Source organism: Candidatus Insignibacter tubulum (genome assembly GCF_056790205.1).
In genome coordinates, this window is record NZ_CP199715.1 from 534119 (window position 1) to 554474 (window position 20356).

A 20356-nucleotide genomic window follows, 5' to 3' on the forward strand; every position below is an offset into this window, starting at 1 on the left:
GTATATCTAGAGGAAGCTCGTATAGATAAAGCAGATTATAATAGGATTAGTAATAAACTTACCCTAACTGTATAAAAAAAAAGGATACTTAGAAAGTGGATTGCAATATGATTTTTTAAACTACTCTTCCATCTCTAAAAAGATGGAAGTAGTAAAAATTCAAGTTAATATATTATCTCTTATTGCAGATTTTCAATATCATTGTAATAGTAAGTGTATTTTTAAGACAGATGGTAGTTATGCTTTAAGCGGAAAATTCAGACACGATTTTATTTTTAATACAAGTGCTGAAATTTCTTTAGCAAGAAATATCAAATGCGGATTCTATACTTCGGTTAGTGCCACTCATCCGGATTTTAATGCAATGTTTCACAAAAGTTTCTATGTAAATTATAATTACAGCATCCCAAATATCAAGGCTATAGATAGTCGTTCTTTGTATTTATTCTTGCTGTTAAGAAAGTATTTTAATCTTTATATCAATCTATATGATGTGGGGCAGTATGTTTATTTTAATCATATAGGACATCCTATTCAATATAATCAAAAACTAAAACTTTGATGATACAGGCTCAATCCTTTATTATCAAGCTAGGGAAATTAGGATTGTAGAATAGGGTACAATATCAGAAAGTTACTTTAGGTAATCAGGTACTTTTACTCCCTGACTTCATAGCTCGTGCTTCTTTATATTATGAAGATGTGTTTTTTAATAAATCATTGTATTTACAGACAGGAATTGCTTTAAATTATTTCTCTATATCTAAATCTAGAATATTTCTTCTAGTACTCAACGAGTTTATTTTACCTTACCTAAGGTAACTCCCAACTTATAGGAGGATATACATTTTTAGATTATTTCTTAAATTTTAAGATATTTCGTGTGCAATTTTACTTGCTTGCTCAACATTTTAATGCTAGACAAAGAACTTGTAATTATTTTAGCGCACCTAATTATCCAGCTATGAATTTTATTTGGCGAATAGGTCTTTCGTGAAATCTATTTACTTAAGTAAAGTAAAGGATTTTTTTCTAAAAAAATATTTAATAGGAATTATATGTCTAAAATAATTAGGTGAAAATATTTTGAAAAACGATTTTAAATAAAAATTATACTTTTAGAACTAACTACCTGGAATAGGTAGTAGTGTATTTTGATTTATATATTGTATAACAAAACTTATTTTCTTTAAATAGACTTTTATTTTTTAGACGCCTTTAAAAAGAAATTTCTAAAAGGGATGGGGAATATCGTCTATAATTTATTATATGGATAATAATAGGCCAATAGGTGCTTTTTCAGCGTGTTTTCAATAATTTCTTTCTTATCAATTTTATACTCTTTTTTTTTTAAACAGCTACTTAATTAGTTAGTAAGGTAAATAAATATTCTTCTAAAGAATTATAAGGAATAGTAATCACTTCAGTGATTATACTAAAGTTATAATGAATTAGTTAACTTTATGAGTTTCAATAAATCAATTTTATTGACAGTTTTTTTTTTAAAAAAAAATAATACTGTCCTTTTTAAAATCATATATATTAAGGATGATGTATATAGGATTAGTAATATAATATTAAAAGGGAATTTATGTTAAAAAGGCCTTATCTTAAAATTTTATATATAAAATACAGTTAGATTACTAAATAGATAGTTTTAATAATAAATAAACGAATTAAAAAAAAATATAAATTAAATTTTTAGGTTATGATATTTGTGTTTTTAAATTTTTTTGTTTTTTTAAGTTCTTTTTCCCTATACGCCCAAAAAGAAAGTTATTCTATATCTGATTATATTAGAAAATATGCTGCAATAGCGGTTGAAGAAATGGAAAAATTTGGTATTCCAGCTAGTATTAAACTAGGGCAGGCAATTTTGGAATCCTCATGTGGGAATAGCTCATTAGCTATATATGCTAATAATCATTTTGGGATTAAATGTGGAAAAGAATGGAAAGGTAAAGTAATTTATTACGATGATGATGTTTCCCAGGAGTGTTTCAGAAAATATGATTCACCTTTCCATTCTTTTCGCGATCATTCTGAGTTTCTTCAAAGATCTCGTTATAAAAAACTCTTTTTATTCCCTAAAACGGATTATAAATCTTGGGCAAAGGAACTTAAATCAGCAGGGTATGCTACCATAGCAGACTATGCTGAACGTTTGATTATACAAATAGAAAAATACCAACTTTGGCGTTTTGATGAGGAGTATTCTCAAGGAATTGAGAATCGTATCGAAACTCATATAGCAGCTATAAAATTTAATAATGATCTAATAGAGAATTCTAAAAATAATTCAGATTCAAACTATTTTAATTGTCCAATTACTAATAATTGTACTCTTAAAAAACATTCTTATCAGGACCGCATACTCTATAATGAAAATGGTGGTCTTAAATATATTATTATAAAAAAGGGGGATAGTATTGAGTCTCTTTCAGAGATTTATGGCATTTCTGTTAAACGCTTAGCATATTATAACGATATTAGCCAAGAAAGTCCACTTTTACCTGGTCAGTATTTTTTCCTTGAACGCAAAAATCCCTCGGGAGTCCAAGATTTTTATATAGTCTTACAGGGAGAAACTATGTATTTTATCTCACAAAAACTAGGTATACAATTAGAAAAATTGTATTATTATAATAAAATTAACCCTTTTTATGAACCTAAAGCTGGCGATATTTTATTATTGAGATAAAGAGAAAATATAAGTATAACGAATCATAATGCCATATCTAATATACATTCTTAAAAAGAAAATATTTTTAATCGTTAAAAAAATTAGAGGAAAAAATGAGATATAAACTGATAAAAAATATTATCGAAGCTTATACTATGAGAGCATAATAGTAGATATTTATACTTTCTTAAGGTACAATCTAAATTTTAAATGTCTTTCTAATCATAGAAACTTTATCCAATTTTTCCCAAGTAAAAAGTTCTACCTCTTTCTCTATAATTTGGTTTTGATCATCAGTAAAAAATTTCTTGATGAATTTAGGTAGTCTCCCCATATGTCCATAGGTTGCTGTTTCTTCATATATTGGAGCACGCAGTTTTAAATATTTTTCTATAGCATAGGGTTTAAAATCAAATAATTGTGATACTTTTTTAGCAATAAGGCTATCTATCATATCTACTTTAGAAGTACCATAAGTATTTATATAAATTCCTGTAGGTTCGGCACGTCCTATAGCATAGGAGATTTGTAATAAAAGTTCATCAGCTACTCCCGCCGCTACTAAATTTTTAGCCATATAACGTGCAGCATAAGCTGCAGAACGGTCTACTTTAGAAGGATCTTTCCCTGAAAAGGCTCCTCCACCATGTGCACCTTTCCCTCCATAGGTATCTACAATAATTTTTCTTCCAGTAAGACCAGCATCTCCGTGGGGCCCTCCAATTATAAATTTCCCTGTTGGGTTTATATGATAGCAAGTATCTTTGGTAAAAAGTTTTTGAAGTTGGTCAGGTAATTTCCCCTTTACATTAGGAATAAGAATTTTGTGGATATCCTGGGTTATCCGATTATGCATCCTTTCCTGAGTATCAAATTCATCATGCTGCGTAGAAATAACAATAGTATCTATACGTATAGGAATATTATCATCAGTATATTCTAGTGTTACTTGCGCTTTAGCATCAGGGCATAAATAACGCATTTGATCATTTTCGCGACGTAAAACAGATAAACTTTTCAATAATTTATGAGAAAGATCTAATGCTAATGGCATATAATTACTAGTCTCTTTAGTAGCATATCCAAACATCATGCCTTGATCACCGGCTCCTTGTTCTTCTTTATTTGATTTAATTAGACCTTGAAAAATATCAGGCGACTGTTTATGAATAATAGAAAGAATACGGCAAGAATCAGCATCGAATTTATATTGAATTTTAGTATAACCTATTTTTCTAATAAGCGCTCGCGTAATTCGCTCTATATCTACCCATATTTTTGAGTATACTTCTCCTGCAAACACGACTTGATTTGTAGTTACTAAAGTTTCAATAGCTACGCGCGCATGTCGATCAAAAGCAAGAAACTGATCTAATAGGGCATCTGATAGTTGATCAGCTATTTTATCTGGATGTCCTTCAGAGACCGATTCACTAGTAAATAAATAAGACATAAAAAGGCATTAAAAACTTAATATTTTATATTTTAATAAGGAGAAGAAAAATCCGATGCGATTATATAAAATGCCATTTTAGGATTTTTAAAGAGATTATAATCAGTCAAATATTTTCTTGTTTATCAGTTATAATGAATATAATTATTTTATCACTAAAAAAAATCTTAATTCATATATTTTAATATATTAGCAATAATGTAAAATATTATTTGAATCCCTTTTTTTTCTCCTAGTTCATTATTCATTATCTATAGTCTTAGACAAGACTACCATCTTTTTGAGAAATTTCTTTAATAAGCTTTGTGTTCTAAATAACTTAGAAGCTAAATAATACTAAAAATAGAAAGTAATCCTATATTTTAATATAGCTAAACTTATATCTTAACATTATATATTTACAATCCTATAATATTTATATTTTTTGGAATAAAAAAAAATATTAGTCTTTTATAGTTCCCTTATTTAGTAGGTTATCTCCATATTAAAAATATTTAAATATTATTATCCTCTCTCTATTACTCTCTAGTTTCTCTAACTTTGCCTTTATAAGGCCATTAAATAGCTCTATATCTAGGATTTTTTTTAAAAAAAAAATCAAATAGCCTATTATATCATATAATAAGTTTTTACAAAAAAGTATTCATTAGACAAAAATTTATCATTTAACATAATTAATTAAGATATAAACTATTTTTTAGAATTGCAAGATGATCTATAAGAACCTATAAAAACACTAATTAAGATTATATAAACTTATATATATACTAAAACTATTTAATAGATAACCCGTTTTCATAGGTTCTATACGATTATAGTTCTTAATAAAGAAACCTAAAGTAAAATTAAATCAAGTTAAAAGCTTTTTAAAAGGAAGACAAGAGAGCATACATATGAAGGCAATCAAAAGTAAAAAAATTCCTTTATTATAAGCATTTCTTTTTAAGAGAATATGTGCAATAGTAGCTAACATTATAGCAATTAGCATAATTACTGGATGTTCTATTATTTGATAACGAATATACGTGCTAGCCATTATTTCTTTAATAGATAAATTCATGTGCCATAGCAAAAAAACATATCTGGAAACTAGTAAAAACCCTAAAATTAACTGAAAATGCAAAAGAGAAATCATAACGAAAGTAAGTTTTCTGATTTCTGATAAAGCCCGTAGTTTTTTAAAAAATACGTAAAAAATAGTAAATGCCATAACAAAAAGTAAGACGAAAGATATATAGTGATGAACAGTCAAGATAAAATTCATAATATAATGGTATAAATAAAAAATACTTAAACTTTTATAATTAAGACTAAATATACAAGAATCATTAAAAAAAAAACGTAGCCCATAGGGGAATCGAACCCCTCTTTTCAGAATGAAAATCTGATGTCCTAACCGATAGACGAATGGGCCGCTCTTATTTTGGCACTAAAGCACGAGCAACTTGACTTTTAAGTCTAGATGCCTTGTTTTTGTGAATAATATTTTTTCTAGCTAGCTTATCAAGTAACGAATATAAAACTCCCTGATCTACTTTGAGCGTTTCTTCACTTTTTTCTTGATGAGATCGGCCTAAATTTTGGCGAAATTTTTTTAAAGCAGTACGAGTGCTTTTATGATCATATCGATTATGCAAACGATTTTTTTTATTTTGGCGTAGCCTCTTTATTGCTGATGCGTGATTTGCCATTAATCATAATCTTAAAAATTTAATCCATAGGGACAGGATACTTGTTTTCTGTAGTACAATTTGCTCCCTGAATGCAAAAATAAGCAAAGAAAATAGTTAAATCCAAATTTTTTATCATTTTGATAAAAATATTAGGAGTTAAAAATTAATGAGTTCTAAATTATTCAAGATATGTAACTAGATATCATATGCTAAAACTGTATCAAAAATTATTGTAATCAATATTATATTTCTAAGCATTTGAGTAAAAAAAAATACAATTTTTAAAATGCTGAATTCCTTAGATATATCATTATAAATTATACACTGTGTGTGTTATATTATTCTTTACCTTATCAAAGATGCCATAATAAGTAGAAGTTATTTATTTTTCTAGAGTAGAAAAATCTATAAATTAAAAGTGTTTTTTTTTTACTTTAGCATCGGAGCCTTTTATCTTACCTTTAAGATTTAAAAAATATGAAAAAATACTTCAATTACTACTATTTGATAGTAGCTTATTTTATTACAAGCATTACGTTATTTTCGTTTATTAGCCATTTAAAAATAGCTCATAAATTATCAGATGTAAAAAATAGACATCAAAAAATAGTTCTTTACAAGAATCTAAAAAAAGCTAGAAAAAATAAACTCCCTCCCAATCTCACGAATTTAAACAATAGATCAATGCCTATAAAGGGGACTATTGCTTATAATAAGATTATAAATAATATCGTTAAAAATGCTAAAAAATATCTTGGAACCCCATATCGTTATGGGGGGAATTCGATAAAAGGGATAGATTGCTCTGCGCTTGTAAAACAAGCCTTTGAGCCTTATAAAACTTTACCACGAATCTCAAATATGCAAGCTAAAGCAGGTAAAAACGTAAGTAAGGATAATTTAATGAAGTGCGATTTACTATTCTTTTCTATGGATCGTGGACGCTGTAAAAAACGAAAAATTACGCATGTGGGCATGGTATTAGAGAAAAATAAACATGGTGTTTCTTTCATACATGCTTCTCAATCACATGGGGTAATGATCTCAAATCTGGATAAATCTTTCTGGAAGAAAACGTTTGTCATGGCTCGACGTATTATTACGTAAACACATTTTAAAAATCATTAAAATAATGATCCTCCCATTACATACTATATAATATTATAATAGTTACGTTCTATTGTATATATAGTTAGTTTACTAATTAATAATAGAGATGCTATCTAAATTAAACCCTAAACTTTTAAAGTCTTTCCAGAAATTCGGGTAAGATTTTTCAACTACTTTTGGATCCTGTATAATTAGCGGATTTTGCAATGCAAAAGGAGCAAAAGCCATCGCCATGCGATGGTCATTATAAGTAAGGATTAAAGGTATATTTTTATAATTTTTAAATTGAACAAGCTCTAAAGAATCATCCGTAAGATATACTTGAACTCCTATTTTCGATAGCTCATTTCGCATTGCTAATAAACGGTTAGTTTCCTTAATTTTTAAAGTTTCTAATCCTTTTAGCAAACATCTAATTTTTAAAGCAGCACAGCTCACAGCAATAGTTTGAGCAATATCAGGACATTCATTAAGATCACATTCAAAATAATCAGGTATCCTATATAAAGGATCTTTGATTAGACAAATAGTATTTCCGTCAAAAACGGTTTGAACCCCAAAATAACGTCTATAGATATCTTTTAGCATGTAATCTCCCTGTAAACTTATATTTTTATAAGTCTTTAAGCGAATATAGCTTTTTTTTGAAATTGCAGCTAAAGAATAATAATAAGACGCTGAACTCCAATCAGATTCAACAAAAAAATTAGTTTTACGAAGAGTAGGAGTAATAGCAGACTTTATAAGAATTTCACGGTCTTCCCAGATAGCAGAAATTCCTGCTTTACGCAATAATTCTAAGGTCATAAAAATATAAGGAGCAGAAGTTATTTTTTTTGAAAGCATAATGTGTAAGCCTTTTTTAAAAACAGCCCCTACTAACATTAGAGCACTGATGTATTGACTACTCATATGAGCGTCTATAGATATATGGCCTCCAGTAATTGATTTTCCGTAAATTTTTAAAGGAGGATAGCCTTCATTTTTTAAGTAATCAATATGAGCACCAAGTTTTCTTAGAGCGTTTACCAAAATCGCTATAGGACGTTCATGCATGCGTTTAGATCCCTCTAGTATAAATATTTTATTGGCCTTAGTGGCGCAATAAGCAGTTAAAAATCGCATAGCCGTTCCAGCATGATTAACATTCAAAATTTCTTTTCCACAGAGAGCATTTTGTAATGTACATGTATCGTTTGATTTTGAAAGATTTTCAATAGAAATACTATCAGGAAAAAGTGCTTTAAGAATAAGCAAACGATTTGACTCACTTTTAGAGCCTCCTATAGATATTTCTCCTTTTACCGAAACTTCTTCTTTGCTCAACTTTAGATAAGCCATAATAACTACTTATTTAAGTTTATCATTAGTATGATGACGATGAAAATCTCTATTGGCTTTGAATTGAAGTCTTTTATAAAAATCCTTAGTAAGATCAATTCCTGTTTGATTAGCTAAACATAACAAAACAAAAAGTACATCTGATAGTTCTTCTCCAAGATCTTTTTTCTTATCTATGCCCTTTTCAGATTGCTCTCCATATTTTCGAGAGATAATTCGAGCTACCTCTCCTACTTCTTCAGTAAGTTGAGCCATGTTTGTAAGTATATCGAAATAGCGAACTCCATAAGTAGCTATCCAATTATCAACAGTCTTTTGCGCATCTTTAATGTTCATAATTTATTTAACATATAGAAATTAAGCACATACTTTTCAAGTATTAATAGTAACTATTTTATATTTCAAGGTCCTTCCTTAAAAAGGAAATATAAAATAAACTTTCTAAGAAGTTAGAAAGCCAATTTAATATGTCATATTTAAAAAAAAAATATATATCATAAGAAAGTATTATGAGATAGATTGAGATTAAAATTAGAAAGTACTTTGCTAAAGTATAGGTTATCATTTTAAATAATAGGCGCTAATAGGATTATTATCAGTCGTATAGGTGAAAAATATAACTTTAATAAAAAACTTTTAAAGTTTATGGTAATGTTAATTAACATAAATTCTTAACCAAGAAGATAAGCATAACATATTATAACAGAAGATGTCGTTTATATAGTATATCGTTATATTCCTTTATAAGCATCACACAATAATTATTTTTTTTTTGGGGGGGGGAAGGTCAGAAGAAAGTAGGGTAGGGAGAAGCGAGATTATAGAATATAATAAGCCAAAATTTGATTATAACATCAATTTAAATAATAATTTTTAATTTAGTCAACTGCATAAAAGTGGTTACTTTACATAGTCGCAAATAGATAATTCTTGTAATGAACATACACGTAGAAAATACGACATCATCTAATATCATTAAGTTTGTATCAGATGAGATAATTACTCAAGGAAGTTATGAATTTAAAGATATATCTTCCACTTATTGTTCTCCTCTCTCAAGGCAATTACTTGAATATCCGATGGTTAAGAAAATATTTATTACTGCTAATTTTATAGCTCTTCAAAAAACTTCAGAATCTTTTTGGGAATCAGATTTTATCGAAGAGTTAAGAAATACTATAGATAGTTATTTCAAATTAGGTTATAGAGCTATTATAACTGAAAATCCTAAAAAAGTATGCGTATCAGTATATATTGAGCTTACACCTAATCCTAATGTTATTAAATTTATAACTAACCGTTATTTGATTTCTAAAATGCTAGAAATCAAAAACAAAAAAGAAGCCTACATATCTCCATTAGCTATAGAGCTTTTTAAATTTCCTTTTATCAGACAGTTATTTTTTATGGATAATTATATCTCTATAACTAAAGATATTTATACTGCTTGGGATGATATATCGTTAGAACTTAGGGATTATATAACTCAATATCTCCAAAATGGAGGATTAGTAGTTGATGAGGTAGCCTTAAAAGATCATCTTATTAAGATCCCCTATCGGCCTAGATCAGATATAGAGGAAGAGATCTCATTAATCTTAAAGGAATACGTAGAACCTATGGTAACTAAAGATGGAGGCTATATTCAATTGATTTCTTTTGATACAGGTTCTAAAACGGTTAATATGTTACTACAAGGAGCATGTAGTGGTTGTCCTTCTTCTATGGTTACTCTTAAAGAAGGGATAGAAAATTTACTCAAAAAAATGTTACCAGGTAAAGTCGCGCATGTACAAGCGATTAACGGATGAGTCATATTTTCTAATAAAAATAGTGAATAATAAAATAAATTTTAACTATAAATTATAGAAAAATAGTAAGGAAATAACTTCCTATATTTATCATTTATATTTCATTAAGATTTGGATGTTTATTTTACACTCTAAATATAGAGTACTACCTGTTTCTTAGTTATAATTTATAGATGTTTCATTAAATGAACAATTTTTTCTCATGGGTTTCTCATCCTAGTATATTTAGGGCAATAAATTTATTATATTATAACTAAATATAACTACATTATAAATGAAAAAGTTTTTTTTTTACTTATAAAGTTTATAAAAAAACCATATAATTTGACCTCTATATTTCGTTATTATAATTATAGCCTAATATTATTAAATTACTCATTACTATATGAAATATTATTTTTCTAGTAAAAGTTAAAATTTGTTTTTTTTCACTCATACTTAAAAAAAGTATATTTGTTTAAATAATGCTGAGAGGCCTAAATATAGTTGTTCTCGGATTATTATTGTATAATAAACTAACACTATGACAAAAGTGCAATACGTTACTGAGGAGGGATTAAAAAAACTTCGTGAAGAACTTGAACGATTGCAAGTTTTGGAGCGTCCTAAAATATCAATGCAAATTGCTGAAGCTCGTGATAAAGGAGATTTATCGGAGAATGCCGAGTATGATGCAGCAAAGGAGTCTCAGGAACTTATGGAGATGCGTATTGCGCGTTTGAAAGAAAAGATATCTAATTCACGTGTTATAAACAGCTCTCAGGTAGATCATTCCAAAGTTTCCATTCTTTCTACAGTTCAAATTAAAAACCTTACACAAGGTATAAGTCAATCTTATACATTAGTGCCTGAAAGTGAAACAGATTTAAAGATGGGAAAAATATCTATTCATACCCCTATAGCTCAAGGATTACTTGGCAAGAAAGTAGGGGATATAGCTCATATTGTTTTACCTAATGGTAATAAACTACTTTTAAAAGTATTAAAGATAGATTTTTAAATGAATTCAGTCTTTACAAAAATCATTAAGGGGGAAATACCATCTTACAAAGTAGCTGAGGATTCTTCACACTTGGCTTTTTTAGATATTGCTCCGATTAAAATAGGACATGTTTTGGTCATTCCAAAAAAACAAACCGATAAAGTTTTTGATCTTTCTCCCAGTGATTTTACTGCTTTAATGAACTTTTCCTACCAAGTGGCTAAATCACTTGAAAAGGTAATTTCTGCTAAGAGGATCAGTATGGCCATAATGGGGATTGAAGTGCCTCATGCTCATATTCATTTGGTTCCTATAGACTGTGAATCAGATCTTGACTTTTCTCGTCCAAGAATATCTCTAAATTCAGAAGAATTTAAAAAGATATCTATAGAACTTAAAAAAGCTTATAACTTAAATTATGGAAGATTTATTTTAGGCTAAATACTACCTATAGTAGTCTCCTTTTATTTATTTCTTAATAAACAATAAGTATTTATCCTTTATGATATTTTTAACTATAAAATATTTATCTAAAGAGAGTTATAATTTCTATTTTTTTTACTGAAAAATTAGTATAAAATATTTTTTTTCTTAAAGTCTTAACCTCAATATCGATACTATCGTCAGTGACGAAATCATATATTCTATTATTGTATACTATATATCTATATAGTAATTATTTTAGAATAAATGCCAACTAAATTTAGTTAGTAGGGAAGAAACTACATACTAAATCTAGCTAAAAGCGCAAGACCTTTAAGGGTATGAAATTTGTCAATTTTATGAATTTTCTTTGTTAAGGGCCCATATATATGGGCCATGCCACCTGTAGCAATAACATAACATTTTTCTTTAAGTTCTAGATCTATAAGTTCTATTAAGCCTTCTATCATGCTAAGATAGCCATAAATCATTCCGCTTTGAATACAGTTTTTTGTATATAACCCTAATACATTAGTTGGTTTTTTAAGTTCTACACTTAGCAAATTAGATGTGTCTTGTATTAGAGAATTAAGCGCGCTATTTACGCCCGGTGCTATGATAACTCCCTTCAATTGCATATCTCTATTTACACAAGTTAAGCTAAGAGCTGTCCCAAAATCTATTATAAGAGAGGTTTTCTTATATAGCTCATAAGCTGCTATAGCATTGGCATATAGATCTGTTCCTATCTCATGAGAATGGTGTTTAACAGATGAGTCTGAATATCTGTTAACTATCAATGGAGTAAATTGATGTATGGAATTTAACGAATTACTTATAATATAAGTTAAGGATGGGACTACAGATCCTATAACAATAGTCTTAATATTTTTATAAGATATACCATAACGATGGTAAAAACTCTCAAAAAGAATAGCGTACTCATCAGAACTTCTAGGAGCTTTGCTATTAATAATCGAAAAATTTTGACACTTAAGACTATCTTCTTCAAAGAATCCAAATTGTAAGCTAGAATTGCCTATATTAATTATTAATAACATAATATATAGTATAAAAAAGACGACTAAGTTAAATGTTTATTTAAATTCATGCTAAAAAACTAATTTATAATTGATAATAGTATTTATCTATTAATTTTAGATTACTATATAAATTTTGATATAAATCTCTATAATAAGGAAAAAGGGAGTGATACTGAATAGTTAAAAGCATGGCTTTTAAAAAGTAATCCTTTTTGGGATTTATCTCTATATCAATTATAAGATAACTAAATTATGCTTCTTGATAATTAAAAATCTTAAGTTACATATAACTTAGTTAGAAAAACTCTATAATAAGTTTATATTTTAATTAGAACTTAAAATAAGTTATTAAAGTATTGATAAAAGTTTATTTTATTAATAATTTAATATTAGTATTTTTTAATGTCTTCTTTATAAATAATAAAGTCTCTGATAAAAACAAAAAAACATTTACGTTATAAATATTTTAGTTTTATTTACTTCTATATCTGTTATATAAAGGCTTAATTAAAATGATTATCTTTATCTTTCCCTATTGAAAAATAAAATCATGTTCATTAATAAGTCTTCCTGTTCGAGAATATCTAAAGTAGATTTAAAAAAGCTTTCTTTCGGTACTGAACTTTCAGACCATATGTTTTGCTGTGTTTACCAAAGGGGGAGTTGGCAAGCTCCTAGTATTGAGCCTTTATCCCCTTTAACATTATCGCCTGCTGCTTCGGTTTTTCACTATGGACAAGCTGTTTTTGAAGGGATGAAAGCTTATAAGGATGAAAATGATGAAGTTTTTTTCTTTCGTCCCGAAGAAAATATAAAACGTCTTAACCAATCCGCTGAACGATTAAATATGCCTTCTTTTCTTGAAGATGTTTTTTTAGAAGGAATTGCTAGATTAGTTGATCTTGATCGTTCCTGGGTGCCTAAGAATTACGGACAAGCTCTTTATATACGACCTTTTATGATAGCTACTGAGGCAAAAGTAGCAGCAGTTTCTTCAAATGAATTTAAGTTTATTATCATTTGTACTCCTGTGAGCGAATATTATTCACGACCTCTTAGCGTTAAGATTGAGCAGGAATATAGCCGCACCGCACAAGGCGGCATAGGGTTTGCTAAAGCAGCGGCTAATTATTCATCAGCTTTTTATCCTACTCGTCTAGCTAATGAACAATCTTATGATCAAATATTGTGGACTAATTCATTAAATCATGATAGTATTGAAGAATCTGGCACCATGAATGTTTTTTTTAGAATAAAGGATAAACTAATTACACCTTCGTTAAGTGATAAAATATTAGGAGGCATAACGCGTAAGAGCATCATAGAATTAGCCCGTTATAAAGGAATAGAAGTAGAAGAACGTGAAATTACCTTAGCTGAACTTTTGGTAAATCTTGAAAAAAAATATGTAAATGAGGCTTTTGGCACGGGAACAGCTGTAGTTGTACAACCTTATAGAAACATAGGTTGTAAAGGTAAAGATTTTTCGTTACCTGTAATTGCTGATGATGAATCATTTGGATCACGTCTTAAAAAATATTTAATGGAGATTCAATATAATCGGTCTATAGATCCTTTCGGCTGGAGAGCATCTCTTGAGAGTTTTATTACAGATGTTTAACAACAAATATTTAAATTTTTTAAGATATCTTCTATATTGGAACCCACTCTTGAACGTTTTAGACATATTTTACATAAAGCTATTGAGCATATATATAATATAGATTATATAGAACTTGAGTTACAGTTTACTCGAAAAGAATTCTCTGGTTATGTTACTTTAGTACTTTTCCCTTTGCTCAAGCAACTTAAAACCCCCTTAGATCAAATAGGGAATGATATAGGTTGTTATGTCAAGAAACATTCACCTATAGTAGAGACTTTTTATCTTATCGAGGGTTTTTTAAATTTCGAGTGCATTAACGATTATTATTGTAAACTTTTACAATATTTTTTTGAAAATGATTTTTTATTTATAAAATCTTTTGAGAAACGTCATCTAATGATAGAGTATTCTTCTCCTAATACTAATAAACCACTACATCTAGGGCATATTCGAAATAATCTTCTGGGGCATTCAATAGCTCAGTTGTTTAAAATTATTGGTAAAAAAGTAATCAAAACTCAAATTATTAATGATAGAGGCATTCATATTTGCAAATCAATGCTAGCATGGAAAAAATTTTCAGAGGGTGAAACTCCTAAAAGTAGTGGGTTAAAAGGAGATCATTTTGTAGGGAAGTATTATGTAATTTTTGAAAAAGCCTATCGTAATGAGATAAATGATCTATGCGCACAAGGTTATAATAAAATTAAAGCTGAAAAAGAAGCTCCAATCATGCAAGAGGCTTATGAATTATTACGTCTTTGGGAGATGGGTGATATTGAAGTTATAGAGCTCTGGAATAAAATGAATCATTGGGTATATGAGGGTTTTAAGCAAACTTATAAACGTTTAGGTATTGATTTTGACTATACACAGTATGAGAGTAACACCTATTTGCTAGGTAAACGGATTATTAAAGAAGGACTTGAAAAAAAAGCGTTCTTTCGTGAGAAAGATGGTTCAGTATGGATTGATCTAACTGCTGAAGGATTCGATCGAAAACTTCTTTTAAGAAAAGATGGAACGTCAGTGTATATTACCCAGGATTTAGGTACAGCTGTAGAGCGTTTTGAAAAGTATCCTATAGAATCTATTATCTATATTGTAGGAGAAGAACAAGAATATCACTTTAAAGTATTATTCCTTATTCTAAAACGGTTAGGTTATGCATGGGCCGATCATATTTTCCATCTTTCTTATGGAATGGTAAATCTCCCCTCTGGGAGGATGAAATCCCGTGAAGGTAATATACTAGATGCAGATGATCTTATGAATCAAATGCATCAAATAGCTAAGTCACTTAGCCAGAATTTAGGAAAGCACCAAAATATTATTTCAGAAGAAAAAAAGTCTCTTTTTGAGACCATAGGGTTAGGCGCTTTAAAATATCATATTTTAAAAGTAGATCCAAAAAAACGGATATTATTTAATCCAGAAGCCTCAATAGATTTTAAAGGCAATACAGGTCCTTATATACAATATACTTACGCTCGCATTTATTCACTTATAAAAAAGGCTGGTGATCTTGTTTATATTAACATATCAATATGTTTATTAGGAGAGTATGAGAAATCTTTATTAAAGATATTTGAACAATATCCTTATATTATAAGCCATGCTGCTAAAAATCTTAATCCATCACTAATAGCAAATTATGCTTATGAATTAGCAAAATCTTTCAATGATTTTTACCAAAATGTAAATATTCTTAGAAATGATAATACTTCAAAGGTTATTTTTCACCTTAAACTCTCTATAGTATCTGGTAAAATTTTAAAAGGAGCAATGAAAATTCTTGGGATTAATGTACCGGATCGTATGTAATTTTAAAGTGTTATAATTCTAAGAATATAAAAGTTCAATCCCCCTTCCTAGGTAAGGGGGATATAGCTAGCTAGCTATGAATATATATAAATACTGACAGAATATTATAAAAAGATATTAATATAAATTAAAACGTTGATTTTATCAGATAGGCTATCATTATGATAATAATGAGAACTTTACTATTAAGTAGTATATTAAAACTATAAACTTATATATTTTTCTACAATTTTAGAAAAAATCTAGGGTTTCATTAGTATTTTTAAGAAAAAACGCTTATATTTTAACAATATAGAAATTCATGTTTTCTTTTTATTGCTTTCTTGATTTTATTAATTAAGGTTTTTTTATCAATACCATATTTTTCCATAAGTTCCATTGGTTGTCCACTTTCTCCGAAAGTATCTCGCACTGCAACGAATTCTTGTACTCTAGGTAGTTTTGTACTTAATAATCTAGCTACACTTTCACCTAGCCCACCCAAAATATTATGTTCTTCAGCAGTAACTACACAACCAGTTTTAGTTACTGAATTAACTATAAGCGTTTCATCTAAGGGCTTAATAGTGTGAATATTAATGACATCACAAGATATTCCTTCTTTTAAGAGTGATTTAGTTGCTTCTAAAGATTCCCACACTAAATGACCTGTAGATATGATGGTTACATCATCCCCTTCCGAAAGAAGCAATCCTTTACCTATATGGAATTCTTGATCTTTATCTGTAAAATTTGGTACTGCGGGTCTTCCAAAACGTAAATATACAGGACCTAGATGTTCTGCGATAGCTAACGTGGCAGCATAAGTTTGATTAAAATCGCAGGTATTAATTACTATTATTCCTGGTAGCATTTTCATCATTCCAATGTCTTCAAGACTTTGATGAGTAGCTCCATCTTCTCCTAAGGTAAGTCCTGCATGTGAAGCACATATTTTTACATTTTTATTGGAATAAGCTATGCTCTGACGTATTTGATCGTAAACACGTGCTGTAGAAAAATTAGCAAAAGTTCCTGTGAAAGGGAGATAACCCCTAATAGCAAGTCCAGCTGCCATTCCCATCATATGGGCTTCAGCGATACCTACTTGAAAGAAACGTTCAGGGAAAGCTTCAGAAAATTTAGTCATTGACAAAGACTGAGTCAAATCAGCGCATAACGCTACAACATTTTTATTTCTTTTACCCAGTTCTAAAAGGGCAGATCCAAAGCCTGCTCGGGTTTCTTTTAGCCCTTCACTTTTATAGGTTCTCATAATTTATAAATGTAGTTACTATTTTATAGAATGTGTATTTTTATCTACTAACCTTTATCATATAGGATAATCTCCTAAAGTTTCAGGTAATTGTTTTAGGGCTTTTTCAAGTTGTTTATCATCTGGCGCTTTCCCATGCCAGTGATGTGTTCCGCTCATAAAATCTACCCCATAGCCCATTTCCGTATTTAGAATTAAACATATAGGTTTGCCTTTTCCGCACTCTTCTTTAGCCTTTTTAAGGCTATATATTACTTCTTCAAGTTGATTGCCTTGATTTTGTTTAAGCACATACCATCCAAAAGCCTCGAATTTTGCTCTGAGATCTCCTAGCGGCATAACTGATTCGGTAGAACCATCAATTTGTTGATTATTGTAATCTATAGTAGCAACGTAATTATCTACTTTTTTAGCGCCAGCATAGAGCACTGCTTCCCAGTTTTGACCTTCGTTTAGCTCTCCATCACCATGTAAGCTATAGATCAAGAAAGGGTCTTTAGCAAGTTTTTTTGCTTGTGCACTTCCTATAGCTACAGACATCCCTTGTCCTAAGGAGCCTGACGCAATACGAATACCAGGTAATCCTTCGCATGGACTGGGATGACCTTGTAATCTAGAATTTATTTTTCTAAAAGTAGTCAATTCATCAATATGGAAATAACCTACTCGCGCTAAGATGCTATATAATACAGCAGAGAGATGCCCGTTGGAAAGGAAAAATAGATCTTCCCTATTCCCTTCCATGTGGAAATGTTTTGGATCATAGCGCAAAACTTGGTAAAAAAGACTTACAAAATACTCTGTAGCTCCTAAAGCACCGCCAGGATGACCTGACTTTGCATTATGTACCATACGCAGAACATCTCTGCGAGTCTGTGTACAGATTCTTTCTAAGGATTCAATAGGAATCATATACTAAGAACTTATTTTACACAAATATAATTTATCCTAGTTTAATTTATTTCTTAAATAAATATTTTTTCTAAGTCCTTTAATTTTAGGGTCGTTGAGATATTCATCATATTCTATTTGACGATCAATATATCCTAAAGGACCTAACTCTATTACACGATTACAAATTGTCTGAAGCAATTCATGATCTTGAGAGCTGATTAAAAATGTACCCTTAAAATTCCTTAGTGAGTGGTTTAAAGCTGTTATAGATTCTAGATCAAGATGATTTGTAGGTTCATCAAGCATTAATACATTAGCTTTTATAAGCATCATTTTCGATAACATGCAGCGCATCTTTTCACCTCCTGATAGTACGCTAGCTTTTTTAAGTGCTTCATCTCCACTAAAAAGCATCCTTCCTAAAAATCCTCGTAGATATTCTTCATTATGTTCTTCTTCCTTTTGTGAATATTGTCTTAGCCAGTTGACCAAATCTAAGTCATTTTGAAAAAGTTCGTCATAATTTACTGGTAAATAACAATATTTAGTGGTAATTCCCCATAAAAAACTTCCATTTTCAAGTGGAAGTTTGCCTGAGATAGTTTCATAAAAAGCTGAAGGTATTTTACTGTTCTTTGAAATAAGGGCAATTTTATCTCCACGATTTATTTTTAGGGATACTTTTTGGAAAAGTGGACCCTCTTGATCGAATTGAGATAGTTTTTCTACTTCGAGAATTTGATCCCCAGCTTCACGCTCTTGCTCAAAAATTATAGCTGGATATCGTCTTGAAGAAGGTTTTATTTCATCTATATTTAATTTATCTAGCATTTTTTTACGAGAGGTTGCTTGCTTGGCCTTAGATACATTTGAGCTAAATCTTCGGATGAAGTCCTGAAGTTCTTTTCGTTTTTCTTCAGTTTTTTTATTTTGTTGAGAACGTTGCTGATTAGCTAGTTGACTCGCTTGATACCAGAAAGTATAATTCCCAGTAAAAAGTTGTATTTTCGAAAAATCCAAGTCACAAATATGTGTACATACAGCATCTAAAAAATGCCTGTCGTGAGATACTACAATAATTGTATTTTCATATCCTCCTAAGAAGTCTTCAAGCCAACTTATAGTATCTGTATCGAGATCATTTGTAGGTTCATCGAGTATCAGTATATCTGGATTTCCAAATAAGGCCTGTGTGAGTAATACACGTACTTTTGTTTTTCTTTCGAGTTCGTTTAATTTTTTATTATGAATTTCTTCTTTAATGCCAAGATTGGAAAGCAATGCAGCAGCATCGGCTTCTGCATTCCAACCATTCATTTCTTCATAAATAGTTCCTAATTCACCTGCTTTAATACTATCTTGTTCTGAAAAATTCGTTTTGTTATATAATGTCTCTATTTCTTTTTTAACTTTATAAAGTTTTTTATTACCCATAATTACTGTTTCCAGCACATTATTATCATCAAAAGCTTGGTGATTTTGGTTCAATACAGACATACGGTTACCTGATTCTATATAAACTTGACCGGAAGTTCGATCCATTTCGCCCGATAAAATTTTTAAAAAGGTAGATTTTCCTGAACCGTTAGCGCCGATGATACCATAACAGTTCCCTTTTGTGAACTTAATATTTACGTTATCAAAGAGTACTCTTTTCCCAAATTGTAATGATAGCTTTGATACTGTTAGCATTTTCGGTGATTTTTTAAATTTGTGCAAAAGTACTTAATATAAAGATATTTCTTTGATGATAAAAAAGACAATTGTAAATATTAAAAATAGAAAGGCTTACTTTAACTATGAGCTTTTAGATCAATATACTGCTGGATTGGTTTTGCTAGGTAGTGAAATTAAATCTATCAAAGGTAACCATGCTTCCATAACAGAAAGCTTTTGCCAAATCAAAGATGGAGAATTATATATTATAAATATGTATATTGCTGAGTACAGATGGGCTACTCATGTTAATCATGTGCCTCGTAGAGAGAGAAAGCTTTTGCTAAATAGTACTGAGCTTAGGAAATTAAATCGTAAAGTTAAGGAATCTGCTCTTTCTATCATTCCCATAAGATTATTTATTAGCGAAAAGGGATTTGCTAAACTTCAGATATTTTTAGCAAAAGGGAAAAAAATATATGATAAACGCCACATTATAAAGAATAGAGAAATGAAAATTCAGAGAGATGCTGCTTTGAAGTATAGGTAATTTTTATATACCTTTGACTGTATGGAAATTAACAAAAAATAAATAGTTTATT

Annotated in this window: 20 protein-coding genes and 1 tRNA gene; 11 read left to right on the forward strand and 10 right to left on the reverse strand. The window is 29.4% G+C overall.

The window, feature by feature from the left end; all coding sequences use genetic code 11:
- Positions 1 to 100: 100 nt before the first annotated feature.
- The 4 genes from ACUBP5_RS02235 (at position 101) to ACUBP5_RS02250 (ending at position 2701) form a co-directional block, all read left to right on the forward strand.
- Positions 101 to 562 carry a putative porin gene (locus ACUBP5_RS02235; protein WP_482168030.1) on the forward strand — a complete coding sequence of 154 codons (462 nt, stop codon included), beginning with the start codon at positions 101 to 103 and terminating at the stop codon, positions 560 to 562.
- Positions 563 to 672: 110 nt separating this feature from the next.
- Positions 673 to 822 carry a putative porin gene (locus tag ACUBP5_RS02240; RefSeq protein WP_482168611.1) on the forward strand — a complete coding sequence of 50 codons (150 nt, stop codon included), beginning with the start codon at positions 673 to 675 and terminating at the stop codon, positions 820 to 822.
- Positions 823 to 883: 61 nt separating this feature from the next.
- Positions 884 to 997 carry a putative porin gene (locus tag ACUBP5_RS02245; RefSeq protein WP_482168031.1) on the forward strand — a complete coding sequence of 38 codons (114 nt, stop codon included), beginning with the start codon at positions 884 to 886 and terminating at the stop codon, positions 995 to 997.
- A gap of 711 nt (positions 998 to 1708) precedes the next feature.
- Positions 1709 to 2701, forward strand: a complete 993-nt coding sequence (locus ACUBP5_RS02250; RefSeq protein ID WP_482168032.1) for a glucosaminidase domain-containing protein — start codon at positions 1709 to 1711, stop codon at positions 2699 to 2701.
- A gap of 181 nt (positions 2702 to 2882) precedes the next feature.
- Here the strand turns inward: ACUBP5_RS02250 and metK are convergent, their stop codons facing one another.
- From metK to rpsT, 4 genes are all read right to left on the reverse strand, one after another.
- Positions 2883 to 4136 carry a methionine adenosyltransferase gene (gene metK / locus ACUBP5_RS02255; RefSeq protein WP_482168033.1) on the reverse strand — a complete coding sequence of 418 codons (1254 nt, stop codon included), beginning with the start codon at positions 4134 to 4136 and terminating at the stop codon, positions 2883 to 2885.
- A gap of 850 nt (positions 4137 to 4986) precedes the next feature.
- On the reverse strand, positions 4987 to 5400 hold the full coding sequence (locus ACUBP5_RS02260) for a hypothetical protein (protein WP_482168034.1): 414 nt from the start codon (positions 5398 to 5400) through the stop codon (positions 4987 to 4989).
- A 78-nt stretch (positions 5401 to 5478) separates the two neighbouring features.
- Positions 5479 to 5550: transfer RNA gene (locus ACUBP5_RS02265), tRNA-Glu, on the reverse strand.
- Between the two features lie 4 nt (positions 5551 to 5554).
- Positions 5555 to 5827 (reverse strand): 30S ribosomal protein S20, encoded by a 273-nt coding sequence (gene rpsT / locus ACUBP5_RS02270; protein WP_482168035.1) that lies wholly within the window; start codon positions 5825 to 5827, stop codon positions 5555 to 5557.
- Between the two features lie 459 nt (positions 5828 to 6286).
- Here rpsT and ACUBP5_RS02275 point away from each other — a divergent pair, with 459 nt between their 5' ends.
- Entirely contained in the window at positions 6287 to 6916 is a 630-nt protein-coding gene (locus ACUBP5_RS02275) for a C40 family peptidase (protein ID WP_482168036.1), read from the forward strand.
- A gap of 93 nt (positions 6917 to 7009) precedes the next feature.
- On the opposite strand, the gene ACUBP5_RS02280 is transcribed toward ACUBP5_RS02275, so the two are convergent.
- Positions 7010 to 8260 (reverse strand): 3-phosphoshikimate 1-carboxyvinyltransferase, encoded by a 1251-nt coding sequence (locus ACUBP5_RS02280; RefSeq protein ID WP_482168037.1) that lies wholly within the window; start codon positions 8258 to 8260, stop codon positions 7010 to 7012.
- Between the two features lie 9 nt (positions 8261 to 8269).
- Complete coding sequence (locus ACUBP5_RS02285; RefSeq protein ID WP_482168038.1) at positions 8270 to 8596, reverse strand: nucleotide pyrophosphohydrolase; 327 nt, start codon at positions 8594 to 8596, stop codon at positions 8270 to 8272.
- Positions 8597 to 9195: 599 nt separating this feature from the next.
- Between ACUBP5_RS02285 and ACUBP5_RS02290 the strand changes: the two genes are divergently transcribed.
- The 3 genes from ACUBP5_RS02290 to ACUBP5_RS02300 all read left to right on the forward strand — a co-directional run bounded on the left by ACUBP5_RS02290 (position 9196) and on the right by ACUBP5_RS02300 (position 11494).
- On the forward strand, positions 9196 to 10071 hold the full coding sequence (locus ACUBP5_RS02290; RefSeq protein ID WP_482168039.1) for a NifU family protein: 876 nt from the start codon (positions 9196 to 9198) through the stop codon (positions 10069 to 10071).
- 523 nt (positions 10072 to 10594) lie between these two features.
- Positions 10595 to 11071, forward strand: a complete 477-nt coding sequence (gene greA, locus ACUBP5_RS02295) for a transcription elongation factor GreA (protein ID WP_482168040.1) — start codon at positions 10595 to 10597, stop codon at positions 11069 to 11071.
- Positions 11072 to 11494, forward strand: coding sequence for an HIT family protein (locus ACUBP5_RS02300; protein ID WP_482168041.1), 423 nt, complete (start codon positions 11072 to 11074; stop codon positions 11492 to 11494).
- Between the two features lie 281 nt (positions 11495 to 11775).
- Here the strand turns inward: ACUBP5_RS02300 and ACUBP5_RS02305 are convergent, their stop codons facing one another.
- A complete protein-coding gene (locus ACUBP5_RS02305) occupies positions 11776 to 12537 on the reverse strand; it encodes a type III pantothenate kinase (RefSeq protein WP_482168042.1) in 762 nt (253 codons plus the stop codon).
- A 532-nt stretch (positions 12538 to 13069) separates the two neighbouring features.
- Here ACUBP5_RS02305 and ACUBP5_RS02310 point away from each other — a divergent pair.
- Together ACUBP5_RS02310 and argS are read left to right on the forward strand one after the other, a co-directional pair.
- A complete protein-coding gene (locus ACUBP5_RS02310) occupies positions 13070 to 14140 on the forward strand; it encodes a branched-chain amino acid aminotransferase (RefSeq protein WP_482168043.1) in 1071 nt (356 codons plus the stop codon).
- A gap of 36 nt (positions 14141 to 14176) precedes the next feature.
- Entirely contained in the window at positions 14177 to 15949 is a 1773-nt protein-coding gene (gene argS, locus ACUBP5_RS02315) for an arginine--tRNA ligase (RefSeq protein WP_482168044.1), read from the forward strand.
- A gap of 283 nt (positions 15950 to 16232) precedes the next feature.
- Here the strand turns inward: argS and ACUBP5_RS02320 are convergent, their stop codons facing one another.
- The 3 genes from ACUBP5_RS02320 to ACUBP5_RS02330 are packed head-to-tail and all read right to left on the reverse strand — an operon-like array spanning position 16233 to position 19790.
- Positions 16233 to 17204 carry a transketolase family protein gene (locus tag ACUBP5_RS02320; RefSeq protein WP_482168045.1) on the reverse strand — a complete coding sequence of 324 codons (972 nt, stop codon included), beginning with the start codon at positions 17202 to 17204 and terminating at the stop codon, positions 16233 to 16235.
- Positions 17205 to 17261: 57 nt separating this feature from the next.
- Entirely contained in the window at positions 17262 to 18116 is an 855-nt protein-coding gene (locus tag ACUBP5_RS02325; RefSeq protein WP_482168046.1) for a transketolase, read from the reverse strand.
- Positions 18117 to 18152: 36 nt separating this feature from the next.
- Positions 18153 to 19790, reverse strand: a complete 1638-nt coding sequence (locus ACUBP5_RS02330) for an ABC-F family ATP-binding cassette domain-containing protein (RefSeq protein ID WP_482168047.1) — start codon at positions 19788 to 19790, stop codon at positions 18153 to 18155.
- Between the two features lie 55 nt (positions 19791 to 19845).
- Between ACUBP5_RS02330 and smpB the strand changes: the two genes are divergently transcribed.
- On the forward strand, positions 19846 to 20304 hold the full coding sequence (gene smpB, locus ACUBP5_RS02335; RefSeq protein WP_482168048.1) for an SsrA-binding protein SmpB: 459 nt from the start codon (positions 19846 to 19848) through the stop codon (positions 20302 to 20304).
- Positions 20305 to 20356: the final 52 nt, after the last annotated feature.